Source organism: Ruegeria sp. H9 (assembly GCF_056532915.1).
In genome coordinates this window covers 389,511-407,748 of sequence record NZ_JBQFNX010000002.1, presented here as the reverse complement: position 1 = coordinate 407,748, position 18,238 = coordinate 389,511, and the positions used below count along the sequence as shown (strand labels likewise).

The 18,238-nt window shown below is 56.9% G+C and carries 18 protein-coding genes; 3 read left to right on the top strand and 15 right to left on the bottom strand.

What is annotated here, in order from left to right; genetic code table 11:
- The first annotated feature begins 65 nt into the window (after positions 1 to 65).
- Entirely contained in the window at positions 66 to 299 is a 234-nt protein-coding gene (locus ACR0CZ_RS10555) for a sulfurtransferase TusA family protein (protein ID WP_170393161.1), read from the top strand.
- A 56-nt stretch (positions 300 to 355) separates the two neighbouring features.
- On the opposite strand, the gene ACR0CZ_RS10550 is transcribed toward ACR0CZ_RS10555, so the two are convergent.
- From ACR0CZ_RS10550 to purC, 6 genes are all read right to left on the bottom strand, one after another.
- A complete protein-coding gene (locus ACR0CZ_RS10550) occupies positions 356 to 3,187 on the bottom strand; it encodes an Rne/Rng family ribonuclease (RefSeq protein ID WP_170465390.1) in 2,832 nt (943 codons plus the stop codon).
- 507 nt (positions 3,188 to 3,694) lie between these two features.
- A complete protein-coding gene (locus tag ACR0CZ_RS10545) occupies positions 3,695 to 5,029 on the bottom strand; it encodes a sigma-54-dependent transcriptional regulator (protein ID WP_170393162.1) in 1,335 nt (444 codons plus the stop codon).
- Positions 5,030 to 5,040: 11 nt separating this feature from the next.
- Positions 5,041 to 6,819, bottom strand: a complete 1,779-nt coding sequence (locus tag ACR0CZ_RS10540; RefSeq protein WP_370644429.1) for a sensor histidine kinase — start codon at positions 6,817 to 6,819, stop codon at positions 5,041 to 5,043.
- A gap of 36 nt (positions 6,820 to 6,855) precedes the next feature.
- On the bottom strand, positions 6,856 to 7,524 hold the full coding sequence (purQ, locus tag ACR0CZ_RS10535; RefSeq protein ID WP_170393163.1) for a phosphoribosylformylglycinamidine synthase subunit PurQ: 669 nt from the start codon (positions 7,522 to 7,524) through the stop codon (positions 6,856 to 6,858).
- Between the two features lie 25 nt (positions 7,525 to 7,549).
- Positions 7,550 to 7,780, bottom strand: coding sequence for a phosphoribosylformylglycinamidine synthase subunit PurS (purS, locus tag ACR0CZ_RS10530; protein ID WP_010439914.1), 231 nt, complete (start codon positions 7,778 to 7,780; stop codon positions 7,550 to 7,552).
- 100 nt (positions 7,781 to 7,880) lie between these two features.
- Positions 7,881 to 8,636, bottom strand: coding sequence for a phosphoribosylaminoimidazolesuccinocarboxamide synthase (purC, locus tag ACR0CZ_RS10525; protein WP_170393164.1), 756 nt, complete (start codon positions 8,634 to 8,636; stop codon positions 7,881 to 7,883).
- 187 nt (positions 8,637 to 8,823) lie between these two features.
- Between purC and ACR0CZ_RS10520 the strand changes: the two genes are divergently transcribed.
- Positions 8,824 to 9,144 carry a DUF1476 domain-containing protein gene (locus ACR0CZ_RS10520; RefSeq protein ID WP_170393165.1) on the top strand — a complete coding sequence of 107 codons (321 nt, stop codon included), beginning with the start codon at positions 8,824 to 8,826 and terminating at the stop codon, positions 9,142 to 9,144.
- Positions 9,145 to 9,265: 121 nt separating this feature from the next.
- A complete protein-coding gene (gene bmt / locus ACR0CZ_RS10515) occupies positions 9,266 to 10,279 on the top strand; it encodes a betaine--homocysteine S-methyltransferase (protein ID WP_170393166.1) in 1,014 nt (337 codons plus the stop codon).
- An 8-nt stretch (positions 10,280 to 10,287) separates the two neighbouring features.
- Here the strand turns inward: bmt and ACR0CZ_RS10510 are convergent, their stop codons facing one another.
- The 9 genes from ACR0CZ_RS10510 to ACR0CZ_RS10470 all read right to left on the bottom strand — a co-directional run bounded on the left by ACR0CZ_RS10510 (position 10,288) and on the right by ACR0CZ_RS10470 (position 18,230).
- The gene (locus ACR0CZ_RS10510; protein ID WP_170393167.1) at positions 10,288 to 11,064 is read right to left on the bottom strand and encodes an enoyl-CoA hydratase-related protein; all 777 of its coding nucleotides are present in this window, start codon (positions 11,062 to 11,064) and stop codon (positions 10,288 to 10,290) included.
- 73 nt (positions 11,065 to 11,137) lie between these two features.
- Complete coding sequence (locus tag ACR0CZ_RS10505; RefSeq protein ID WP_480536951.1) at positions 11,138 to 11,593, bottom strand: cytochrome c-type biogenesis protein; 456 nt, start codon at positions 11,591 to 11,593, stop codon at positions 11,138 to 11,140.
- Complete coding sequence (locus tag ACR0CZ_RS10500) at positions 11,590 to 13,554, bottom strand: heme lyase CcmF/NrfE family subunit (RefSeq protein WP_170393700.1); 1,965 nt, start codon at positions 13,552 to 13,554, stop codon at positions 11,590 to 11,592. The genes ACR0CZ_RS10505 and ACR0CZ_RS10500 overlap by 4 nt, the downstream gene beginning before the upstream one ends.
- 74 nt (positions 13,555 to 13,628) lie before the next feature.
- A complete protein-coding gene (locus ACR0CZ_RS10495) occupies positions 13,629 to 14,207 on the bottom strand; it encodes a holin family protein (RefSeq protein WP_170465392.1) in 579 nt (192 codons plus the stop codon).
- Positions 14,198 to 14,809, bottom strand: a complete 612-nt coding sequence (locus ACR0CZ_RS10490) for a holin-associated N-acetylmuramidase (protein WP_170393170.1) — start codon at positions 14,807 to 14,809, stop codon at positions 14,198 to 14,200. The genes ACR0CZ_RS10495 and ACR0CZ_RS10490 overlap by 10 nt, the downstream gene beginning before the upstream one ends.
- A 147-nt stretch (positions 14,810 to 14,956) precedes the next feature.
- Positions 14,957 to 15,403 (bottom strand): cytochrome c maturation protein CcmE, encoded by a 447-nt coding sequence (gene ccmE / locus ACR0CZ_RS10485; protein ID WP_170393171.1) that lies wholly within the window; start codon positions 15,401 to 15,403, stop codon positions 14,957 to 14,959.
- Between the two features lie 7 nt (positions 15,404 to 15,410).
- Positions 15,411 to 16,439, bottom strand: coding sequence for an N-acetyl-gamma-glutamyl-phosphate reductase (gene argC, locus ACR0CZ_RS10480; RefSeq protein ID WP_170393172.1), 1,029 nt, complete (start codon positions 16,437 to 16,439; stop codon positions 15,411 to 15,413).
- Positions 16,440 to 16,533: 94 nt separating this feature from the next.
- A complete protein-coding gene (murI, locus tag ACR0CZ_RS10475; protein WP_170393173.1) occupies positions 16,534 to 17,343 on the bottom strand; it encodes a glutamate racemase in 810 nt (269 codons plus the stop codon).
- An 8-nt stretch (positions 17,344 to 17,351) separates the two neighbouring features.
- Positions 17,352 to 18,230: a lysophospholipid acyltransferase family protein gene (locus ACR0CZ_RS10470; protein ID WP_170393174.1), complete on the bottom strand. Its 879-nt coding sequence runs from the start codon at positions 18,228 to 18,230 to the stop codon at positions 17,352 to 17,354.
- Between the last annotated feature and the right edge of the window lie 8 nt (positions 18,231 to 18,238).

Here is an 18,238-nt window from a genome sequence, read left to right as displayed (position 1 = left end):
CCATTCGGTCACATCCTCGTGGTTGCGCGCTGGACAGTATCGCTCGTTAGAAATATCTCAGCCCCATGACCAATGAGATTGAAACACTGGATGCGTTGGGATTGTTGTGCCCCTTGCCTGTTTTGAAGGCTCGGAAGCGCCTGAAATCCTTGCCTGCGGGGGGTATGCTGCGCGTGCTGGCCGATGATCCTGCCGCGATTATCGACGTACCGCATTTCTGTACCGAATCTGGCCATACACTTGTCTCGCAAGATACAGTGGATGGTCATCAGATATATGTGATCCAAAAATCGGCCTGAGGATTCTTTGGAACGCACCCTAATGAAAAAGGCGGGCCAGTTGGCCCGCCTTTTTCTTACTGTCCCAATGACCACCACCCTCGGCGCTTTGGCTTGGCCGGCGCGGGTTCGGGTTCGTCCGCCACTGCCTCCAAGACCGGCTCTGGGGTGGCTGCTTCAATGACTTCGGGTTCTGCTGCCACGGTCGATTCTTCGGCTACTTCGGCAACCGGTTCAGGCGCTTCAGCAGGTTCCTCTGGCACTTCTTCATCGACTTCAGAAGCCGACGTTGCTTCGGCGATCTCAAGTTCTGATGGTGCATCAGCACTATCGGGCTCAGCGGCTGGTTCGATGCTTTCAGACTCATCGGCTGGCTCTTGCTGTTCAGCCTCGGCGGCCTCAGCATTGACCGGCTCTTTCTGCGGATCGGAGTTCGCATTATCCGCTTCGGTCTGCGTCTCGCTTGCTTCGACTGTGGCCTCAGTATCCTTTTTGCGTCGACGCGGTGCCCGGCGCTTTTTCGGTTTGGCCGCTTTCTCAGCATCTTCCTCAGCAACAGGCTCAGCCTCGGTCTGCTTGGTATCGACGCTCTCAGCTTCGTTGCTCGAGTCGGTTACACTGTCTGCGTCAGACTCGTCTGCATTGCCATCCGGCGCGTCACCATTGCCCGAACTCTTCTTGCGCCGGCGCCGACGCCGTTTACGCTTGGGCTTAGTCTCTTCCTCGGTCTGAACCGCAGTTTCTTCTTCGTTTTCGTCCTCATCCGTGGCGTCGACCATATCCATCAGCGACGCATCAACCGATACCACCGGCGCAGTTGCTTCAGGAACAACGCGGCTAGCGGTCTTGAACTTCTCCATCGAGAAGTCGGGGCTGACCAAATGAACGTCCCCTTCGATCCGAACCGACAAACCATACCGCGCTTCGATCTGCGCGATGTGTTCGCGTTTCTGGTTCATCAGGAAGTTGGCGATGCTAACCGGGCAACGCACCAATACCTCACGCGAACGGCGGCGAGTGCCTTCCTCTTCAATCTGGCGAAGGATTGACAGTGCCATATTGTCGTCCGACCGGATCAGGCCGGTACCATGGCAAGACGGGCATGGCTGGGTCGTCGCCTCAAGCATTCCAGGACGCAGACGCTGACGGCTCATTTCGAGCAGTCCAAAGCCCGAAATCCGGCCCACCTGAATACGGGCACGATCCGTTTTCAGCTTGTCCTTCAGTCGCTTCTCAACGGCCGAGTTGTTTTTGCGCTCGTCCATATCGATGAAATCGATCACGATCAGACCGGCCAGATCGCGCAGACGCAATTGGCGCGCCACTTCTTCGGCGGCCTCCAGATTGGTCTTCAACGCGGTTTCCTCGATCGAACCTTCTTTGGTCGCCCGACCCGAGTTCACATCGATCGCCACCAGCGCTTCGGTCACCCCGATCACGATATAGCCACCGGATTTCAGCTGAACCGTCGGGTTGAACATCCCGGCCAGATAGCTTTCCACCTGATATCGCGCGAATAGCGGCAGTGCGTCTTCGTATCGCTTCACGTTCTTGGCGTGCGACGGCATGATCATCTTCATGAAGTCTTTGGCGATGCGATACCCGCCCTCGCCTTCAACCAGAACCTCATCGATGTCGCGATTATACAAGTCGCGGATCGAGCGTTTGATTAGGTCGCCTTCTTCATAAATTTTCGCAGGCGCAATGGATTGCAACGTCAGCTCGCGGATCTGCTCCCACAGTCGTTGCAGGTATTCATAGTCGCGCTTGATCTCTGATTTTGTCCGTTTGGCTCCGGCCGTGCGCACGATCAGACCCGCGCCCGTGGGCACGTCGATTTCAGCGGCAATGTCTTTCAGTTTCTTCCGGTCAGCGGCATTGGTGATCTTGCGGCTAATTCCGCCGCCCCGTGCGGTATTGGGCATCAGTACGCAGTACCGACCCGCCAAAGACAGATACGTGGTAAGTGCCGCACCCTTGTTGCCGCGCTCTTCCTTGACCACCTGCACCAGCAGGACCTGACGCACCTTGATAACTTCCTGAATCTTGTAGCGGCGCGGGCGTGGCTTGCGCGGAGGACGGATATCCTCGCTATCGTCTTCGTCTGCGACCGACTCGATGGTATCGTCTTTCGAAGCCGCGTCAGCGCTTTTGCTTTCTGTCTCGCCATCCGCCTCGGGCTCGTCACCAGAAGCTTCCGCCTCTTCTTCGTCAGACTTGGCTTCGACCTCATCCGAAGGTTCTTCTTGGTCGGTATCAGTTGCTTCGACAGGCGCGTCTTCCGCTACCTCAGCAGTCTCTTCTGGCGCTTCCGCCTGCTGATCTACATCTTCGGACTTGGCTTCTTCGGTCGGAGCTTCTTCAGCAACAGGCTCGGCGGCATCCTCTGGCTCTTCCACCGGCGTCTCGGCAACGATTTCCATCGGAGACGTCCCTTCGGGCACCTCCGTCTCTTCACCGTCATCCAGATCGATGGTTTCCATTCCGGTCGGCTCTGAGGAAACCTCCAGCGTCTCAACCGGATCGTCCGTCTTGACGTCAGCGGCCTTCGAGCGCGAACGCGACCGGCGCTTCTTGGGCTTTGTTTCCTCGGCCTCATCCCGCGCCTTCATCGCCTCGGCATAGGCGCGCTCTTCCTCCATCAGCGCCTCACGGTCGGCGACGGGGATCTGGTAATAGTCGGGATGTATTTCAGAAAACGCCAGAAACCCGTGCCGGTTCCCGCCGTAGTCCACAAATGCCGCCTGTAGCGACGGCTCAACCCGTGTTACTTTTGCAAGATAGATGTTGCCAGCAAGCTGGCGTTTGTTTTCGGATTCAAAGTCAAATTCCTCAACCTTGTTTCCGTCGACCACCACAACGCGGGTTTCCTCCGCGTGGGTGGCATCGATAAGCATTTTCTTAGCCATGTGTCCTTGGTGCACCGCGCCAAACGCGTTGTCCTGACCCGTCCAGGCGGACAGGCGCTTTTGGGGAGGTGTCTTGTACGGGCGATATCGGACGGCGCGCGGCAGGGTCTGGCGCTTTGGCCCCCTGCCCGTATACTCAATCGTTGCGCGCGCGTCATCGCGGTTCTTCTCCGACAGGCGCGTCTAAATGCGGCCCGCCCATTTATTCCTTTCACCCGCATAGACGGGTTCAGGCGTTCATCTGCCCCATTGGGGCATAATCGGTCTGCCGCGCCGCGCGGGATCTATCCTCACCATCAGCTCAGCAGCGAAACTCAAAACACGGGGCTTGCAGGCACAAAATACCCGGCCCGTTCGATCACAATAAAAGCAGTCCTGTGGAAAAGACAATGGGCAAACTGCATCGCGACCCAAGAACGCGCCGAAGAGTCCCTTCATCTGTTCAGAAATATCCAGGGGTTGAATTGAACCGCAGGCTCAAGAGGGGGCCAGCCCCCTCCTCCGCTTTCACAGGTAATCCGAACGCTGCAACCCGTACTTCGCCATCTTTTCGTTCAGTGTCCGGCGTGGCAGGCAGAGTTCTTCCATCACCGAGGCGATCGATCCCTTGTGACGGCGCATCGTATTGTCGATCAGCATCCGCTCGAAGGCTTCAACATATTCCTTCAGCGGCTTGCCTTCAGTTGTCATCACAGGCTGCATCTCTTCGTGATCCGACATCAGCAGCGAAGCAATTGTCCCCGACCCGCGCCGCGACTGCAGCACCGCACGCTCAGCAATGTTGATCAACTGCCTCACATTCCCGGGCCACGGGGCCTGAAGCAGCTGAGCCGCTTCCTGCGCACTGACCTGAGGCGCGTCGCAGCCATATTCCTCTGCGAACTGTTCGCTCAGACGGGTGAACAGCGTCAGGATGTCCTCACCCCGCTGTCGCAGCGGAGGCATGGTGATGCGCAGCGCCGCCAACCGATAGAACAGATCGGGACGCAATACATCTTCTGAGGTTTTGCCCGCTTCCTGCAGGTTCGAAATCGCAACGATCCGCGTTTCCGCAGGGGTGCCCTGCTCATTCATAACGCTCAAGAGACGGGCCTGCAGCGTATCACTCAGGGCTTCGACATCCTCGAGAACCAGCGTACCGCCGCGGGCCTCTTCGATGGCGGGCAACTGCGTGTCCTCGGGCAACATCGGGCCAAACAGGCGTTTCGACAGCGCTTCTTCCTCAAGTGCTGCGCAAGAAACCAGGACGAATTTCTTACCCGCCCGGCTACCAACCGCGTGCAATGCATGCGCCACCAAAGTCTTTCCGGTTCCGGTTTCCCCATCGATCAGGACATGACCATCCGCCTGCCCCAGATCCAGAATATCTTCACGCAACCGCTCCATGACGGGGCTGGCACCGATCAGCTTGTTCATGATCTGCGTACCGCCAGACAGCTCACGCCGCAGGGCTCGGTTGTCGAGCGTCAGACGACGCGCATTGCTGGCGCGTTTGGCCAGTTCGGACATGCGATCGGGGTTAAACGGCTTTTCAAGGAAATCGAACGCCCCGACACGCATCGCCTCTACGGCCATTGGCACGTCGCCATGTCCCGTGATCATGATCACCGGAAGCGTGCTATCGGCCCCCATCAGCTTTTTCAGCAGTTGAATGCCATCCATTCCAGGCATCTTGATGTCAGAAATCACGATCCCGGGGTATTCTGGCCCCAAGACCTTGAGCGCATCCTCGGCGCTTGAAAAGGTTTCGGTGTCGTACCCCGACAAAGCCAGCCACTGGCTGATCGACTGGCGCATGTCCTGTTCATCATCCACGATGGCGATTTTCATGGCCTGTGCCATAGTCACTTCCTCTATTCCGCGGCCTCAAGGCCGTCGCTTCCCAATATGGGCAATTGCATCTCAAACACCGCGCCACCCTGTTGGCCGTTGCGCGCGGTCAGCCGTCCGCCATGGTCGTTCACGATCCCGGACGAGATGGCAAGCCCCAGACCAACGCCGTCCCCCGGGCGTTTGGTCGTATAAAACGGCTCGAACAGGTTTTCGATATCCTCGATCCCGTGGCCATTGTCCCGCACGGTCAGTACCGCAGTTTCACCTGCAGCGAGAATGATCTCGACATCCGGCTCATCCACAGACTTGGTCGCATCCAGCGCATTGCGCAAGAGATTGACCATAACCTGTTCGATCCGCATCCGATCACCCATCACTATAACAGGTTCTTCGGGCAAAATCTGGGTTATCTTCACATGCCGCTGACGCAGCTGCGGTTCCATCATCGACAGAGACGAGGCCAGCGCTTCGCCAAGATTTACTGGCGAAAACGCATCTGCACCTTTGCGCGCATAGGATTTGAGCTGGCGCGTGATCGCTCCCATCCGCTCGATCAATCCGTCGATCCGCCCAAAGCTGGCCAACGCCTCTTCGGGCCGGTTTCGACGCAAAAGCAGACGCGCGCCGGCCAGATAAGTTTTCATCGCAGCCAGAGGTTGATTTAACTCGTGACTGACTGCCGCAGACATCTCGCCAAGTGCTGCCAGTTTTGAGCTCTGGGCAAGGGTTTGTTCGGCAACTTCCAGCGTCTTTTCAACACGTTCACGCTCAGCGATTTCCCGCTGCAGCCTTACGTTCAATGCGCGAAGCTCCGCCGACTCGCGCTGGAACAAGGTCATGCGCAACGTCGCCCTGCGGCTGAGCGCATAGAAGGTCAGCGCCAGAAGAATCGCAAATGCCATGATCTCAAGCGCCAGAACGCTGTTCACCCGCTCGCGGATCGATGAATAGGTGGTGAACGAGGTCATTTGCCAGCCCCGGAACGGAATACGGGTCTCCATCCGCATCACAGCCTCGCCCTGAAGATAGGCATCCGGGGGCAAAGCACTCCAATCGGTTGTGGCCCGGATTGCGCGCTGGATCGCGTTCTGAGGGGGTTGGCGCAACATGGCACCGCTTTCATCCAGACCCCGCCACTGAGGCTCGGTCGAGAGGATGATCGTACCAGTGCTGTCTGTGACCATCACCGCGTCAGAAATACCAGCCCAGGCGCGTTCAAATTTCTGCAAATCAACTTCGACAACGATCACGCCAAGGATCTCTGCATTCGCCTCGATTCGCCGCGAGTAGACAAAGCTGTAACCGCCGGATTCACGTGGAATGACCGAGAATATCGTGGCATTCGACCGGATAGCATCGATGAAGTATGGCGAGTTCCGGTGGCTTTCCTGCAACCGGTTCCGGTCGGTTGCAGCACGTGTCAGGCCATCCCCATCCAGCAAAACCAGCGAGGCCGCCCCGATTTCTTCAACGAAAGAGATCAGGCGCTGGCTCGACAGCGTGTAATCGCTGGATTGCAGGGCCGAAATCAGGGTGGGGTCACGGGCAAGCAACTGCGGCACGATGGCGTTGCGCCGCAACTCACTCAGCAGGTTGCCGGAATACAAGGCTAACCGCAGTTCGGCGCGGTTTCTGGTCGATTCGGTGAAGCGACTGGTTAGCAGACTGTTGGTGATCCAAACTGTGGCGACGGTAGCAAGCAGCAACAAAAACACGGCAAGACGCAGCCGCCAGCCCATAGGCGCGCCGCGAAACCGGTTCAGAAACCCTTTGCTGTCTGCTTGATCTTCCGCGCTCATGTACTGACGCTACGCGTCCCGACTGATGACCTCAAGTCACGCGGGCGTCAGCACCCCGGCCAATGCGCGGAAGAGCGCCGTTCCGTCGGTGCCTCCGTGGCCTGAATCCGCCGCCCGCTCGGGGTGGGGCATCATGCCTAACACGCGCCGGTTGTGCGATAAAATCCCTGCAATATCGTCGCGCGAACCATTGGGATTTTCGGCATATGTGAAGGCAATGCGATCCTGATCCTTCAACTCGGCCAAGGTCTCATCGTCTGCGAAATAATTGCCATCGTGATGCGCAATCGGGATATCGATCACATCCCCGGCATTGTACCCTTCAGTAAAGGCGCTATCGCTGGTTTCGACCTTCAGTCCGATCGTTTTGCAGATGTATTTCAGACCGGCGTTGCGCAACAGCGCGCCAGGCAGAATTCCGGTTTCGGTCAGAACCTGAAAACCGTTGCAGATACCGACGGCATAGCCACCACGCTCGGTATGCGCGGCCAGCGCTTTGCAAATGGGCGATTGGGCCGCAATCGCGCCGCAGCGCAGATAGTCACCATAGGAAAACCCACCCGGAACACCGACAATATCTATGCCCTCGGGCAGCGCGGCATCTTTATGCCAGACCATATCGACGGAAAAACCGGCCTGCTCGAAGGCGACGGCAAGGTCCCGATCACAGTTGGAACCAGGAAAAACGATGACGGCTGCGCGCATGGCGGACCCTCCTAGGTCGGAAAACTCAGAGCAGTTCGATCTCGAAGCGTTCGATGACCGTGTTGGCCAACAGCTTTTCGCACATCTTGGTTACGTCCGCCTCGGTCGCGCCGTCTGCCAGTTCCAGATCGATCACCTTGCCCTGACGGACACCTTCGACCTGATCAAAGCCCATCGCACCCAATGCGTGACGCACAGCCTCGCCCTGCGGGTCCAGAACCCCGTTCTTGAGCATCACATGCACACGTGCTTTCATTTTCGAGAACTCCACTGATGGACCGCGCATCGATCCGTTTCGTTGGGCGCGGGATACCCCGCTTGGGCTTGTCGGACAACCCTGTCGATATGAGACAGGATCAGTTGATCAGCGTTGGTTTTGTGACATTGCTTTTGGGCAGAACGCCAAGACGGCGGGCGACCTCAGAATATGCATCAGTCAGACTACCCAGATCACGGCGGAACACATCCTTGTCCAGCTTCTGACCGGTTTCGATATCCCATAGACGGCAGCTATCGGGGCTGATTTCGTCCGCAATGATCAGTCGTTGGAAATCGCCTTCGAACACGCGCCCGATCTCGATTTTGAAATCGACCAGACGAATACCAACCGCCAGCATCACGCCGCTCATGAAATCATTAACGCGCAGTGCAAGGCTCAGGATATCGTCCATATCCTGCTGGCTCGCCCAGCCGAATGCCGCAATGTGCTCTTCGGTCACCAGCGGATCACCCAGCGCATCGTCCTTGTAGCAGTATTCAACAATCGGGCGCGGCAGTTGAGTACCCTCGGCGATACCGAGGCGTTTGGACATCGATCCGGCGGCATAGTTGCGGACGATCACTTCCAGTGGAATGATCTCACAATTCCGCACAAGTTGTTCTCGCATGTTCAGACGGCGAATGAAATGCGTCGGAACTCCGATCTGGGCCAGACCGGTCATGAAGAATTCGCTTAACCGGTTGTTCAGAACGCCCTTTCCATCGATCACGTCTTTCTTCTCGGCGTTGAAAGCTGTGGCGTCATCCTTGAAGTACTGCACGATGGTGCCCGGCTCGGGACCTTCATACAGGATCTTGGCTTTACCTTCGTAAATCTTCTTGCGACGCGCCATGAGCGACCTTTCCAGTCTGGGGAAAGGGAATGAGTCCCTTCACGTTGGCGCCCTCATAGTGCAAGCCCCGCTTTCCCGCAAGTTCGCAACCCCGAGAGGCTTTGACGCAGCGCAAATACCTTGCGCACAGGGCGTCGTATAGTCATATCATCAGAAAAGAACATCTAACCCAAGAGGTCCCCAACCAATGACCACATTCGACGAACGTGAAGCCGCGTTTGAAAACAAATTCGCTCATGACGAAAAGATGCAGTTCATCGCCCGGATGCGCCGCAATCGATTTATGGCTGTATGGGCCTCGGCGCTGAAAGGCGAGACTGTGGAACAGGCGCGTAAATACGGGCAGGAACTGGTCCACACCGACCTGCAGAATGTCAGCGAAGACGATGTTGTCGAGGCGGTCAAAGGGTACCTCGGTGATCTCGCGGATGAGGCTAAAATCCGCGAGAAGATGGTCGAACTTCTGGTCGAAGCCAAAGAGCAGGTGATGGCGGAAGCCGAGTCCTGATGCCTGAGCTGCAAAACTCATGATCTTCATGAGTTTTATGAATTTGATTTGACGCCCCGGTCATGAGACACGGGGCGTCTCATATTTTGACGGGCTGTGGCCCCAATTTTGGAATACTCCAATGACAAACGCGCTCAGCAACCTTCTGGAAACCGTTGACGTCATTCTGGCGGATGGCGCAACCGGGACGAACCTGTTCAACATGGGCCTGCAATCAGGCGATGCGCCGGAATTGTGGAACGTCGATGCGCCTGACAAGATTCGTGCTCTGTATCAGGGCTCGGTCGATGCCGGCAGTGATCTGTTTTTGACAAACACATTTGGTGGAACAGCCGCGCGTTTGAAGTTACACGAAGCCCAGAACCGCGTGGCCGAGCTGAACCGTATTGGCGCTGAACTGGGTCGCGAAGTCGCTGACAAGGCAGGTCGCCCGATCATCGTGGCCGGCTCTGTTGGCCCGACCGGCGAGATCATGGAACCTGTCGGCAGCCTTTCGCACGCCGAAGCCGTCGAGATGTTTCATGAACAGGCTGAAGCGCTAAAGGCTGGAGGCGCAGATGTTCTGTGGCTTGAGACCATAAGCGCGCCAGAAGAATTCCGGGCTGCGGCAGAAGCGTTCGCTCTGGCAGATATGCCGTGGTGCGGCACCATGAGTTTTGACACGGCTGGCCGCACAATGATGGGTGTTACATCTTCTGATCTGGCAATGATCGTGGAAACTCTGCCCAATCCTCCGGTTGCGTTCGGGGCGAATTGCGGCACTGGTGCCTCGGATATACTGCGGACGGTGCTAGGGTTCGCTGCCCAAGGAAACGAACGTCCACTGATTTCCAAGGGCAACGCAGGGATCCCGAAATATGTGGACGGTCATATCCATTATGATGGAACGCCTGAACTGATGGGCCAGTACGCCGCCATGGCGCGCGACGCAGGTGCAACGATCATTGGCGGTTGCTGTGGCACCATGCCTGCGCATTTGCGCAAAATGCGCGAGGCGTTAGACAACGGCCCGCGCGGCGAACGCCCGACCCTGGATCAGATCGTATCGGCACTTGGTCCGTTTACCTCAGCCTCAGATGGCACTGGGGACGAGGCCGTTCCCGAACGGCGCACTCGTCGCCGCCGCCGGGCCTGATTGAATGATCAGCGCCCTTCGAATTTCGCAGGGCGCTTTTCCAGAAAGGCTACGACGCCTTCGGCAAAGTCTCGGGTACGTCCGCATTCGCCCTGCAGGTGGGCTTCGGCTGCAAGTTGCTGAGGTAATGTTCTATCGTAAGTTCCCCGGATCGCTTGTTTGATCGCGCGAAACCCAGAGGTTGGGCCATTCGCCAAATACGCAGCTCTCTTGCGCCAATGAGCGTCGAACTCATCATCTGCAACCGCTTCCCAGATCAGTCCCCATTCATCCGCCTGTCGCGCACTGATCTTGTCTGCAAACAGCGCTGCACCCATCGCTTTGGCAAACCCCATCTGACGCGGCATGAACCAGGTGCCGCCTGCATCAGGCAGCAGACCGATCCGAGCGAAAGCTTGCAGGAAATAGGCACTCTCGGTTGCTATCACCACATCGGCACAAAGTGCCAGGTTGGCCCCTGCCCCCGCTGCAGGCCCGTTAACAGCCGCTATTGTTGGCACGGGGCAATCATAGACAGCCTCAAGCATCGGTTCATATTCGTCCCGAAGCGCGCGTTCGAGGTCGATCTTTCCTGTGCTCGACGCGTCGCCAAGATCTTGCCCCGAACAAAAGGCAGGTCCAGCACCGGTCAGGACGATCGCGCGAGCGTGTTGCGCGGCATCTTTCATTGCGTAGGTGATCTCGGCCCGCATCTGCGTCGTCAACGCATTCATCTTATCCGGCCGGTTCAATGTCAAAACCGCCAAATTATCAGTTATGTCCAGAAGGACCGCTTCGTATTCCATGCAAAACCTCAGCTGCGCAGCGTTCTGCAAAACACTGACGCAAATGCGGAAAAAGGAAAAGAAGAACCGCGCGTCAGTCTTCCAGAATTCGGCGCAGACGCTCTTGTTCTTCCTCACTAAGGCCTTCTGAATGCGCTACTTCCTGATGCTGCGAACGCTTGCGCAAAAAGTTCCACCCCATGCCGGCCGCTATCAGCAGCATGACAGGGGCCGACAGCCATAACAACAGATTGGCGCCGGTCGCGGTGGGTTTCAGCAACACATATTCGCCATAGCGATCAACGATGAAGTCCACAACCTCTTGATCAGTATCCCCCGCAACCAGACGTTCTCGCACCAAGATACGCAGATCACGCGCAAGTTCGGCATTGCTTTCGTCAATGCTTTCGTTCCGGCACACCAAGCAGCGCAGACCGGTACTGATATCCCGTGCTCGTGTCTCGAGCGCCGGGTCGTCAAGCACTTCATCCGGCTGAATAGCCATGATGGGGGTTGCAATCAGCAGCAGGATAACAAGCAGGCGCTTCATTCGGCAGGAACCCCGCTTGCAGGCGTTTTCCGTGCACCGGCTGCAACACGGAAACGGCGATCCGACAGGCTGAGCACACCGCCCAGAGCCATGAGGATACATCCGCCCCAAATCCAGTTGGCCAGAGGTTTGATATAGGTTCGCATCACCCAGCCGCCATCAGCTTGTTGATCCCCGATCACAACATATAGATCGCGCAGAAAGCGGTAGTCGATTGCAGCCTCAGTTGTCGGCATCCGTGCCACAGGGTAGTCGCGCTTTTCCGGGTTAAGAGTCGCGATATAGCGCCCGTCCTTCTCAACAAGCACATCCGCCATGGTTGAGAAATAGTTCGGCCCCTGTACCTGACGCACATCTTGCAACGTCAACGTAAACTGCCCCACTTCAAAAGGCTGACCCGGTTGAGCGACACGAATATCCTCGACTTCCCAAGCGGTTAGGCCTGCGATGGCAAACATGGTGACGCCCAAACCACTATGGGCCACCGCCTTACCCCAGTCTGCGCCGGGCAGTCGAAACAGGCGTCCAAGACTGCCTTTGCGGCCAGTGCGGCTCCAAAGATCGACGATGGCGCCGAAGGTGATCCACGCCCCCAGGAACAAACCCACGGGTCCCAATGCGCTGCGTCCGGTCTGCATCACCCAGACCAGTATCGCGATCGTGACCGCCAGCACAAATGCATAGCGCAAAGACCATGCCGCCCGGCTTAGCTTGCCCCGCTTCCACGGCAGCATTGCGCCAACGGGAAGAACGATTCCGAGGGCGACCATGAATGGGGTAAATGCCGCATTGAAGAACGGCGCGCCCACCGAGAGTTTTCTATCGAACGCCATCTCGGCCACCATTGGCCACATTGTGCCAAAAAACACGACAAAGCAGCTAACTGCCAACAAGATGTTGTTCAGAACCAATGCACTTTCGCGGCTGACCATTCCGAAGACACCCTTCGCCTCCATCGCCTGCGCGCGTGCAGCGAACAGGGTCAACGCACCGCCGGTAAAGATGATCAGGATGAACAGGATAAATACGCCACGCTCGGGATCATTGGCAAAAGCATGGACCGAAGTCAGCAGCCCCGATCTCACGATAAAGGTACCGATCAGAGAAAACCCAAACGCGATGATCGCAAGCAAGATCGTCCAGCTTTTTAACGCCTCGCGTTTTTCCACCACGATGGAGGAATGCAATAGAGCGGCCGCCAGTAGCCAAGGCATAAAGCTAGCGTTCTCAACAGGATCCCAGAACCAGAACCCGCCCCAGCCCAATTCGTAGTAGGCCCACCAGGATCCAAGCGCGATACCGATCGTCAGGAAGACCCAAGCCGCCAATGTCCAAGGCCGTACCCAACGCCCCCAAGCCGCGTCCACCCGGCCCTCGATCAATGCAGCAACGGCAAAACTGAACGCCATGCTGAGGCCGACATAGCCCAGATACAGGAATGGCGGATGGAAGGCCAAACCGGGGTCCTGCAGCAGCGGGTTCAGGTCCCGTCCATCGAACGGAGGAACAGGCAGTCGGTCAAACGGGTTCGATGTGAAGAGGATAAAGGCATAGAAAGCAACTCCGATCGCGGCCTGAACGGCCAGCACCCGCGCCTTTAAGGTCGGAGGCAAGCCAGCGCCGAATATGGCGGCCATCGCGCCGAATATCGCTACAATCAGGACCCATAACAGCATCGAACCTTCATGGTTTCCCCAGGTCCCGGTGATCTTGTAGAGCATCGGTTTTGCCGAATGGCTATTCTCGACCACGATCCGCAACGAGAAGTCAGACGTGGTAAACGCCCAGACCAGCGCACCAAAGGAAAAGGCGGCCAAAATGAACTGCGTGATGGCGGCCGGTTCAGCGAAAACCATCCACCCGTTCCAACGGTTGGCAGCCCCGATCAACGGCACCACAGTTTGGACGATGGCGACGAGGAAGGCTAAGATAAGTGCGAAATGGCCGAGTTCTGTAATCATGGCCTGCTTATACTGCGGCACCGGTGCAAGTGCCATTCACATTCGCCTCGGATCACCGCACATAATGTCGCGCCTCAGGTCTTTCGTAGCCGCTTCCAGTCCTCCAATGCAGGGTTCGAATCCGGCTGGTTGACTGCTTCGGCCAACGATGCGTCCGAGCCAGTATCGGCGACACCCGGACTGTCATCGCGCAACCCGCGGATCGTTTCAAGATTGGCGATCACCTCAGGCGCCCTCAGCATTGTCGCGCTGATTTCTCTTTGAAAATCCTGCGCTTTGATCTGATGCCGCGCGCCAAAGTAAAACGACACGATCACCCCTAACAGCCACCACAGTGGCTCTGGCACCAGCGCAATTCCCTGCATACGTGCTGCGAACCACAGCGGATCGATCATGGCGGCCAGAAACAAACCCAATGTTCCCAAAGCCAGCGCCGGTCGCGGAAGGCGATTCAGCCCGTCCATGAACCGATCAAATCTGGTTTTGCTTGGGGCTTGGAATTCAGTGCCGAATTGCGCCATGGCCGCACTGCGCAGTTCGACAGAACGCTCGGCACCGCTTTCTACATTTTCGCGAAACATTTCCGCAGTTTCGCGAACCACATTGCGACCTCCGCCAAACAAGAGCGCCAACAAACCCGAGATCAAACCCATCCCGAAACCCTTTTCTGAAACGCGTCCTCGCTCAGATGATACTTGGGCGATAAAAACTCTTCGGCACGCTTGATCCATCCGCCTTTGCCGCCCGCGCGTGTTCTGGCATATTTACGAAGAGCCATCCGCCGGTCTGCTAAACGGAAGTAATAGTTTCGTCTTGCGACCCCATAGGCATCACGAAACACCAGAGGCTTTGGACTAGCCGCCTCCCGGCTCGCCTGCGCAGTCTGAGGGCCGATGACCCCGTCAACCGTAATGTCATACTCCATCTGCCGCAGCAGGTTCTGCAGGATTTTCACCGCTTGAGCTCCTGCATTGACGTACATGTCGAACACGGATGCCTGTACGGCGTTCGGCAGCACCTGAAGGCGTGGTTTCTCAAAATAGTGTTCCAGAAAAATATCGACGGCCTGCGCTTTGCTAAGCATGCGCACGTCTTGTTGCGTCACCGAACCATCTCGGTCCAGATCGAGACCCAATCGGCGCATGGTATGGATCGTCACCCCGTATTTCGTGGCACCGCCGGGATCATCGGGGTCATCCACAAAACCACCTTCCCGCGCCACGATCCCTTTTGCAATCTGTCGTACCGTCAACATCGTCAACCCTATGCCAAACTTTGGCAAACGGTCGGACAATTTCGTTAACACCACTGCAAAACAAAGGGCGCTGCCTACCTCTCGCACGCAACGCCCCGCTTCTTCTGTTTAGAAATTTGACGCCGATGGCATTCAGCGATGCTGCATTCAGCTATCGCCTGATTCCTGATAAACGCCTTGCTCTTTTAATGCGTCCACAACCTCTTTTGGCATGTAGGTTTCATCGTGTTTCGCAAGGATTTCAGTGGCTTCAAAAACTCCGTTCACATAACTTCCGGTGCCCACCATACCCTGATTTTCCGAGAACAGATCAGGCAGAACACCGGTAAAAGCGACCTTTACGCTTTCACCGCCGTCGGTCACGACGAAATGCACAGTCTCACCCTGCCCGCGAATGATCGAACCTTCTTCGACCAATCCACCTATGCGGAACACCTCGCTCGGTTTCGGCGGTTCTGCAATCACCTGACTGGGTGAGCGGAAGAAGTTGATGCCATCACGCATCGCATATCCGATCAGACCCGTCGCCAGTATCAGGGCCGCAACAGCCACTAGAATGACTTGTACACGACGACGTTTCTTAAGCGTTTTCATACCGTCCTCACGGGAACAAGGGGGCCATCATCAGACCCAGGGTTTCATCCTCACCTAACATCAGGTTGGCGTTCTGCAAGGCTTGCCCACTGCTACCTTTTGTCAGGTTATCCAATGCTGCCACCACGATTGCACGGCGTTCGATCCGATCTCCAACGACACCGATATGGCAGAAGTTCGACCCCCGCACATGGTGGGTCGAGGGCGTCTCGCCAAATGGCAGCATCTCAATGAAGGGCTCGGCTTCATAGGCCGCTTGAAGTGTCTCATACACGCTCTGCGGGTCACCCTTTACATAGGTTGTGGCCAGAATACCCCGGTTGGCTGGGATCAGGTGCGGTGTGAACTGCACATGCACCGTCCGTCCAGCCAGTTCCGTGAATTCCTGATCAAACTCGCCCAGATGCCGGTGCGTCCCGCCAACGGCATATGCGTTCGCCCCTTCACTGAGTTCTGCGTGCAATAGATTCTCTTTCAGCGCCCGACCTGCGCCCGAGACCGCGCATTTCAGGTCCAGAATGATGTCATCCAGATCAATCACACCCGCCGAAATCAGCGGACGCAGCACATACTGACCCGTCGCGGCATTGCATCCGGTCCCGGCAACCAGCCGAGCGCCGCGGATTTCGTCACGGTAGAACTCGGTCAGACCATAAACCGCCTCTTCCTGATGCCCAAGCGCGGCATGTGAATTCCCATACCACTTCTTGTATTCGTCGCCATCGCGAAGTCGAAAATCTGCTGACAGGTCAACAATTTTCAAGGTGTTGGGCAGTTCGCGAATGACTTCCTGACTGGTCTTGTGCGGCAGAGCGCAGAAACACAGGTCGATTTGGCTAAAGTCGATCTCGGAAATCTTGCAAAGCACCGGCAAATCCATATGGCGCAAATGCGGAAATACCTGCGCCATTGTCTGTCCAGCCTTCCGTTCGGCGGCCAGAGCTTTGATTTCCATACTCGGATGCCCGGCGATCAGCCGCACGAGTTCCGCGCCGGTGTAACCAGAAGCGCCAAGAATTGCGATTTTGTGGGTCATGTCAGACCTCTTTCATTCATGTGTCACATGGGGTGACCGCCGCTGTGACGGTCAACGAATTACGGAATCGGAAAAGCGCCGTCCTTGACCTAGGTCAGGCGGCTTCAAAGGTGATTTGTCGTCGCAGGAACTGAGTCGCGCGATCCGTCACAACGCCCGGCTTACCCGTTGTCAGGAAGCCATCGGTGCTCTCACCCAGCATATTCGGATGCCGTTGCAAGTAGTCTGCAAGGCTTTCCGCAACCAGATCACCCTGGCTATAGACTTTCACATCCGGTCCGAGCGCCTGCTGAAACGTCTCTGCCATCAGCGGGTAATGCGTACAGCCCAGAATGGCTGCTTGCGGTTCCGGCATCTTGCGCTTCAGAGCATCCACATGGCTGCGTACCAAAGCCTCGGCCAAGATCATGTCGCCCTCTTCGATGGCGTCCACCACCCCGCCGCAGGCTTGCGCTTCGACATCAACCCCTATCGCCCGAAACGCCAGCTCCCGCTGAAACGCACGGCTCGACACTGTCGCGGGCGTCGCAAACAGCGCAACATGCTGCACCTGAACCTCACGCGGCGGAGAGTTGTCGCCCCATTGCCGTTCAGTCAGCGCCTCAATCAAAGGCACAAATACGCCCAGTACACGCTTTCCTTCTGGCACGCCCGCTTCTTGCATCCGACGCAGGGCGGCGGCGCTTGCGGTATTGCAGGCCAGAATCACCAGATTGCAACCGCGATCCCAAAGGTCCTGCACAGCGTTTCGTGTCAGGTTAAAGATATCCTCGGCATCGCGCACACCATAAGGCGCATGCGCGCTGTCCGCGAAATAAAGGAAATCAACGTCGGGCAGACGTTTCTGCGCGGCGTTCAGGACGGTTAAACCACCCAATCCGGAATCAAAGATACCTACTGCCATTTGCCCCTTCAGGCGCGATGCCGTTCCTCGAATTCATAGCCATAGTCATAAGACTTCAATGGCTCTGGAGACAGCTCATACGTGGCTTTGCGCAGGAAATCCATCATCTTGCGCGTATCCTTGCCCAGCGGGTCCAGAATGTCGCGCCCAATGGGGTCTCCTACAACCACGCGGACGGGGGTATCGACACGTTTCTTGAACTCTTTGATCAGCAACCCCATCCGCAGAGTGTTGTGCAGATGGCTGGCAATCTGGAACAAACGCGAGGTGTGACCATCGAAGAAAACCGGCACAACGGTCGCATTGGATTTGGCAACCATCCGCGCTGTAAATCCCCGCCAGCCCGGATCCATCGGATGAGAAAATGGCTTGGCCGCAGTGCTGACTGTGCCACCTGGGAAGATCCCGATTGCACCACCATCGCTTAGGTAGTTCAGAGCGGTTTTGCGAGTCGCAAGATTCAGCTTCATCGCATCTTTTGTGGCATCAAACGAAATTGGCAGCACGATGCTGTTCAGGTCTTCAGCTTTGCGAAAAACATGATTGGCGAGAATGCGAAAGTCTGTCCGAGTCTGAGACAGGATGTGTCCCATCATTAGCCCGTCTAGAATGCCGTAAGGATGGTTCGCAATCAGGATCAATGGCCCATCTTTTGGGATGTTCGACAACGCACCGCCAACCACGTCTAATGTCAGCCCATATCGATCCACCATTACGGACCAAAAATCACGCCCCTGTGCGACCTCCTGCTCATACCCGTCAGCGCGGCGGATAAGACGCAGACGACCGGTCGTGTTTTCCATCAGCTTGATCACTATACGCCCGCTCCGCGTTTCTGCGGAATGGGCGTAAGAGATGTCACGAGCGACGTGATGGCGCGAGGGCATTGGCTACT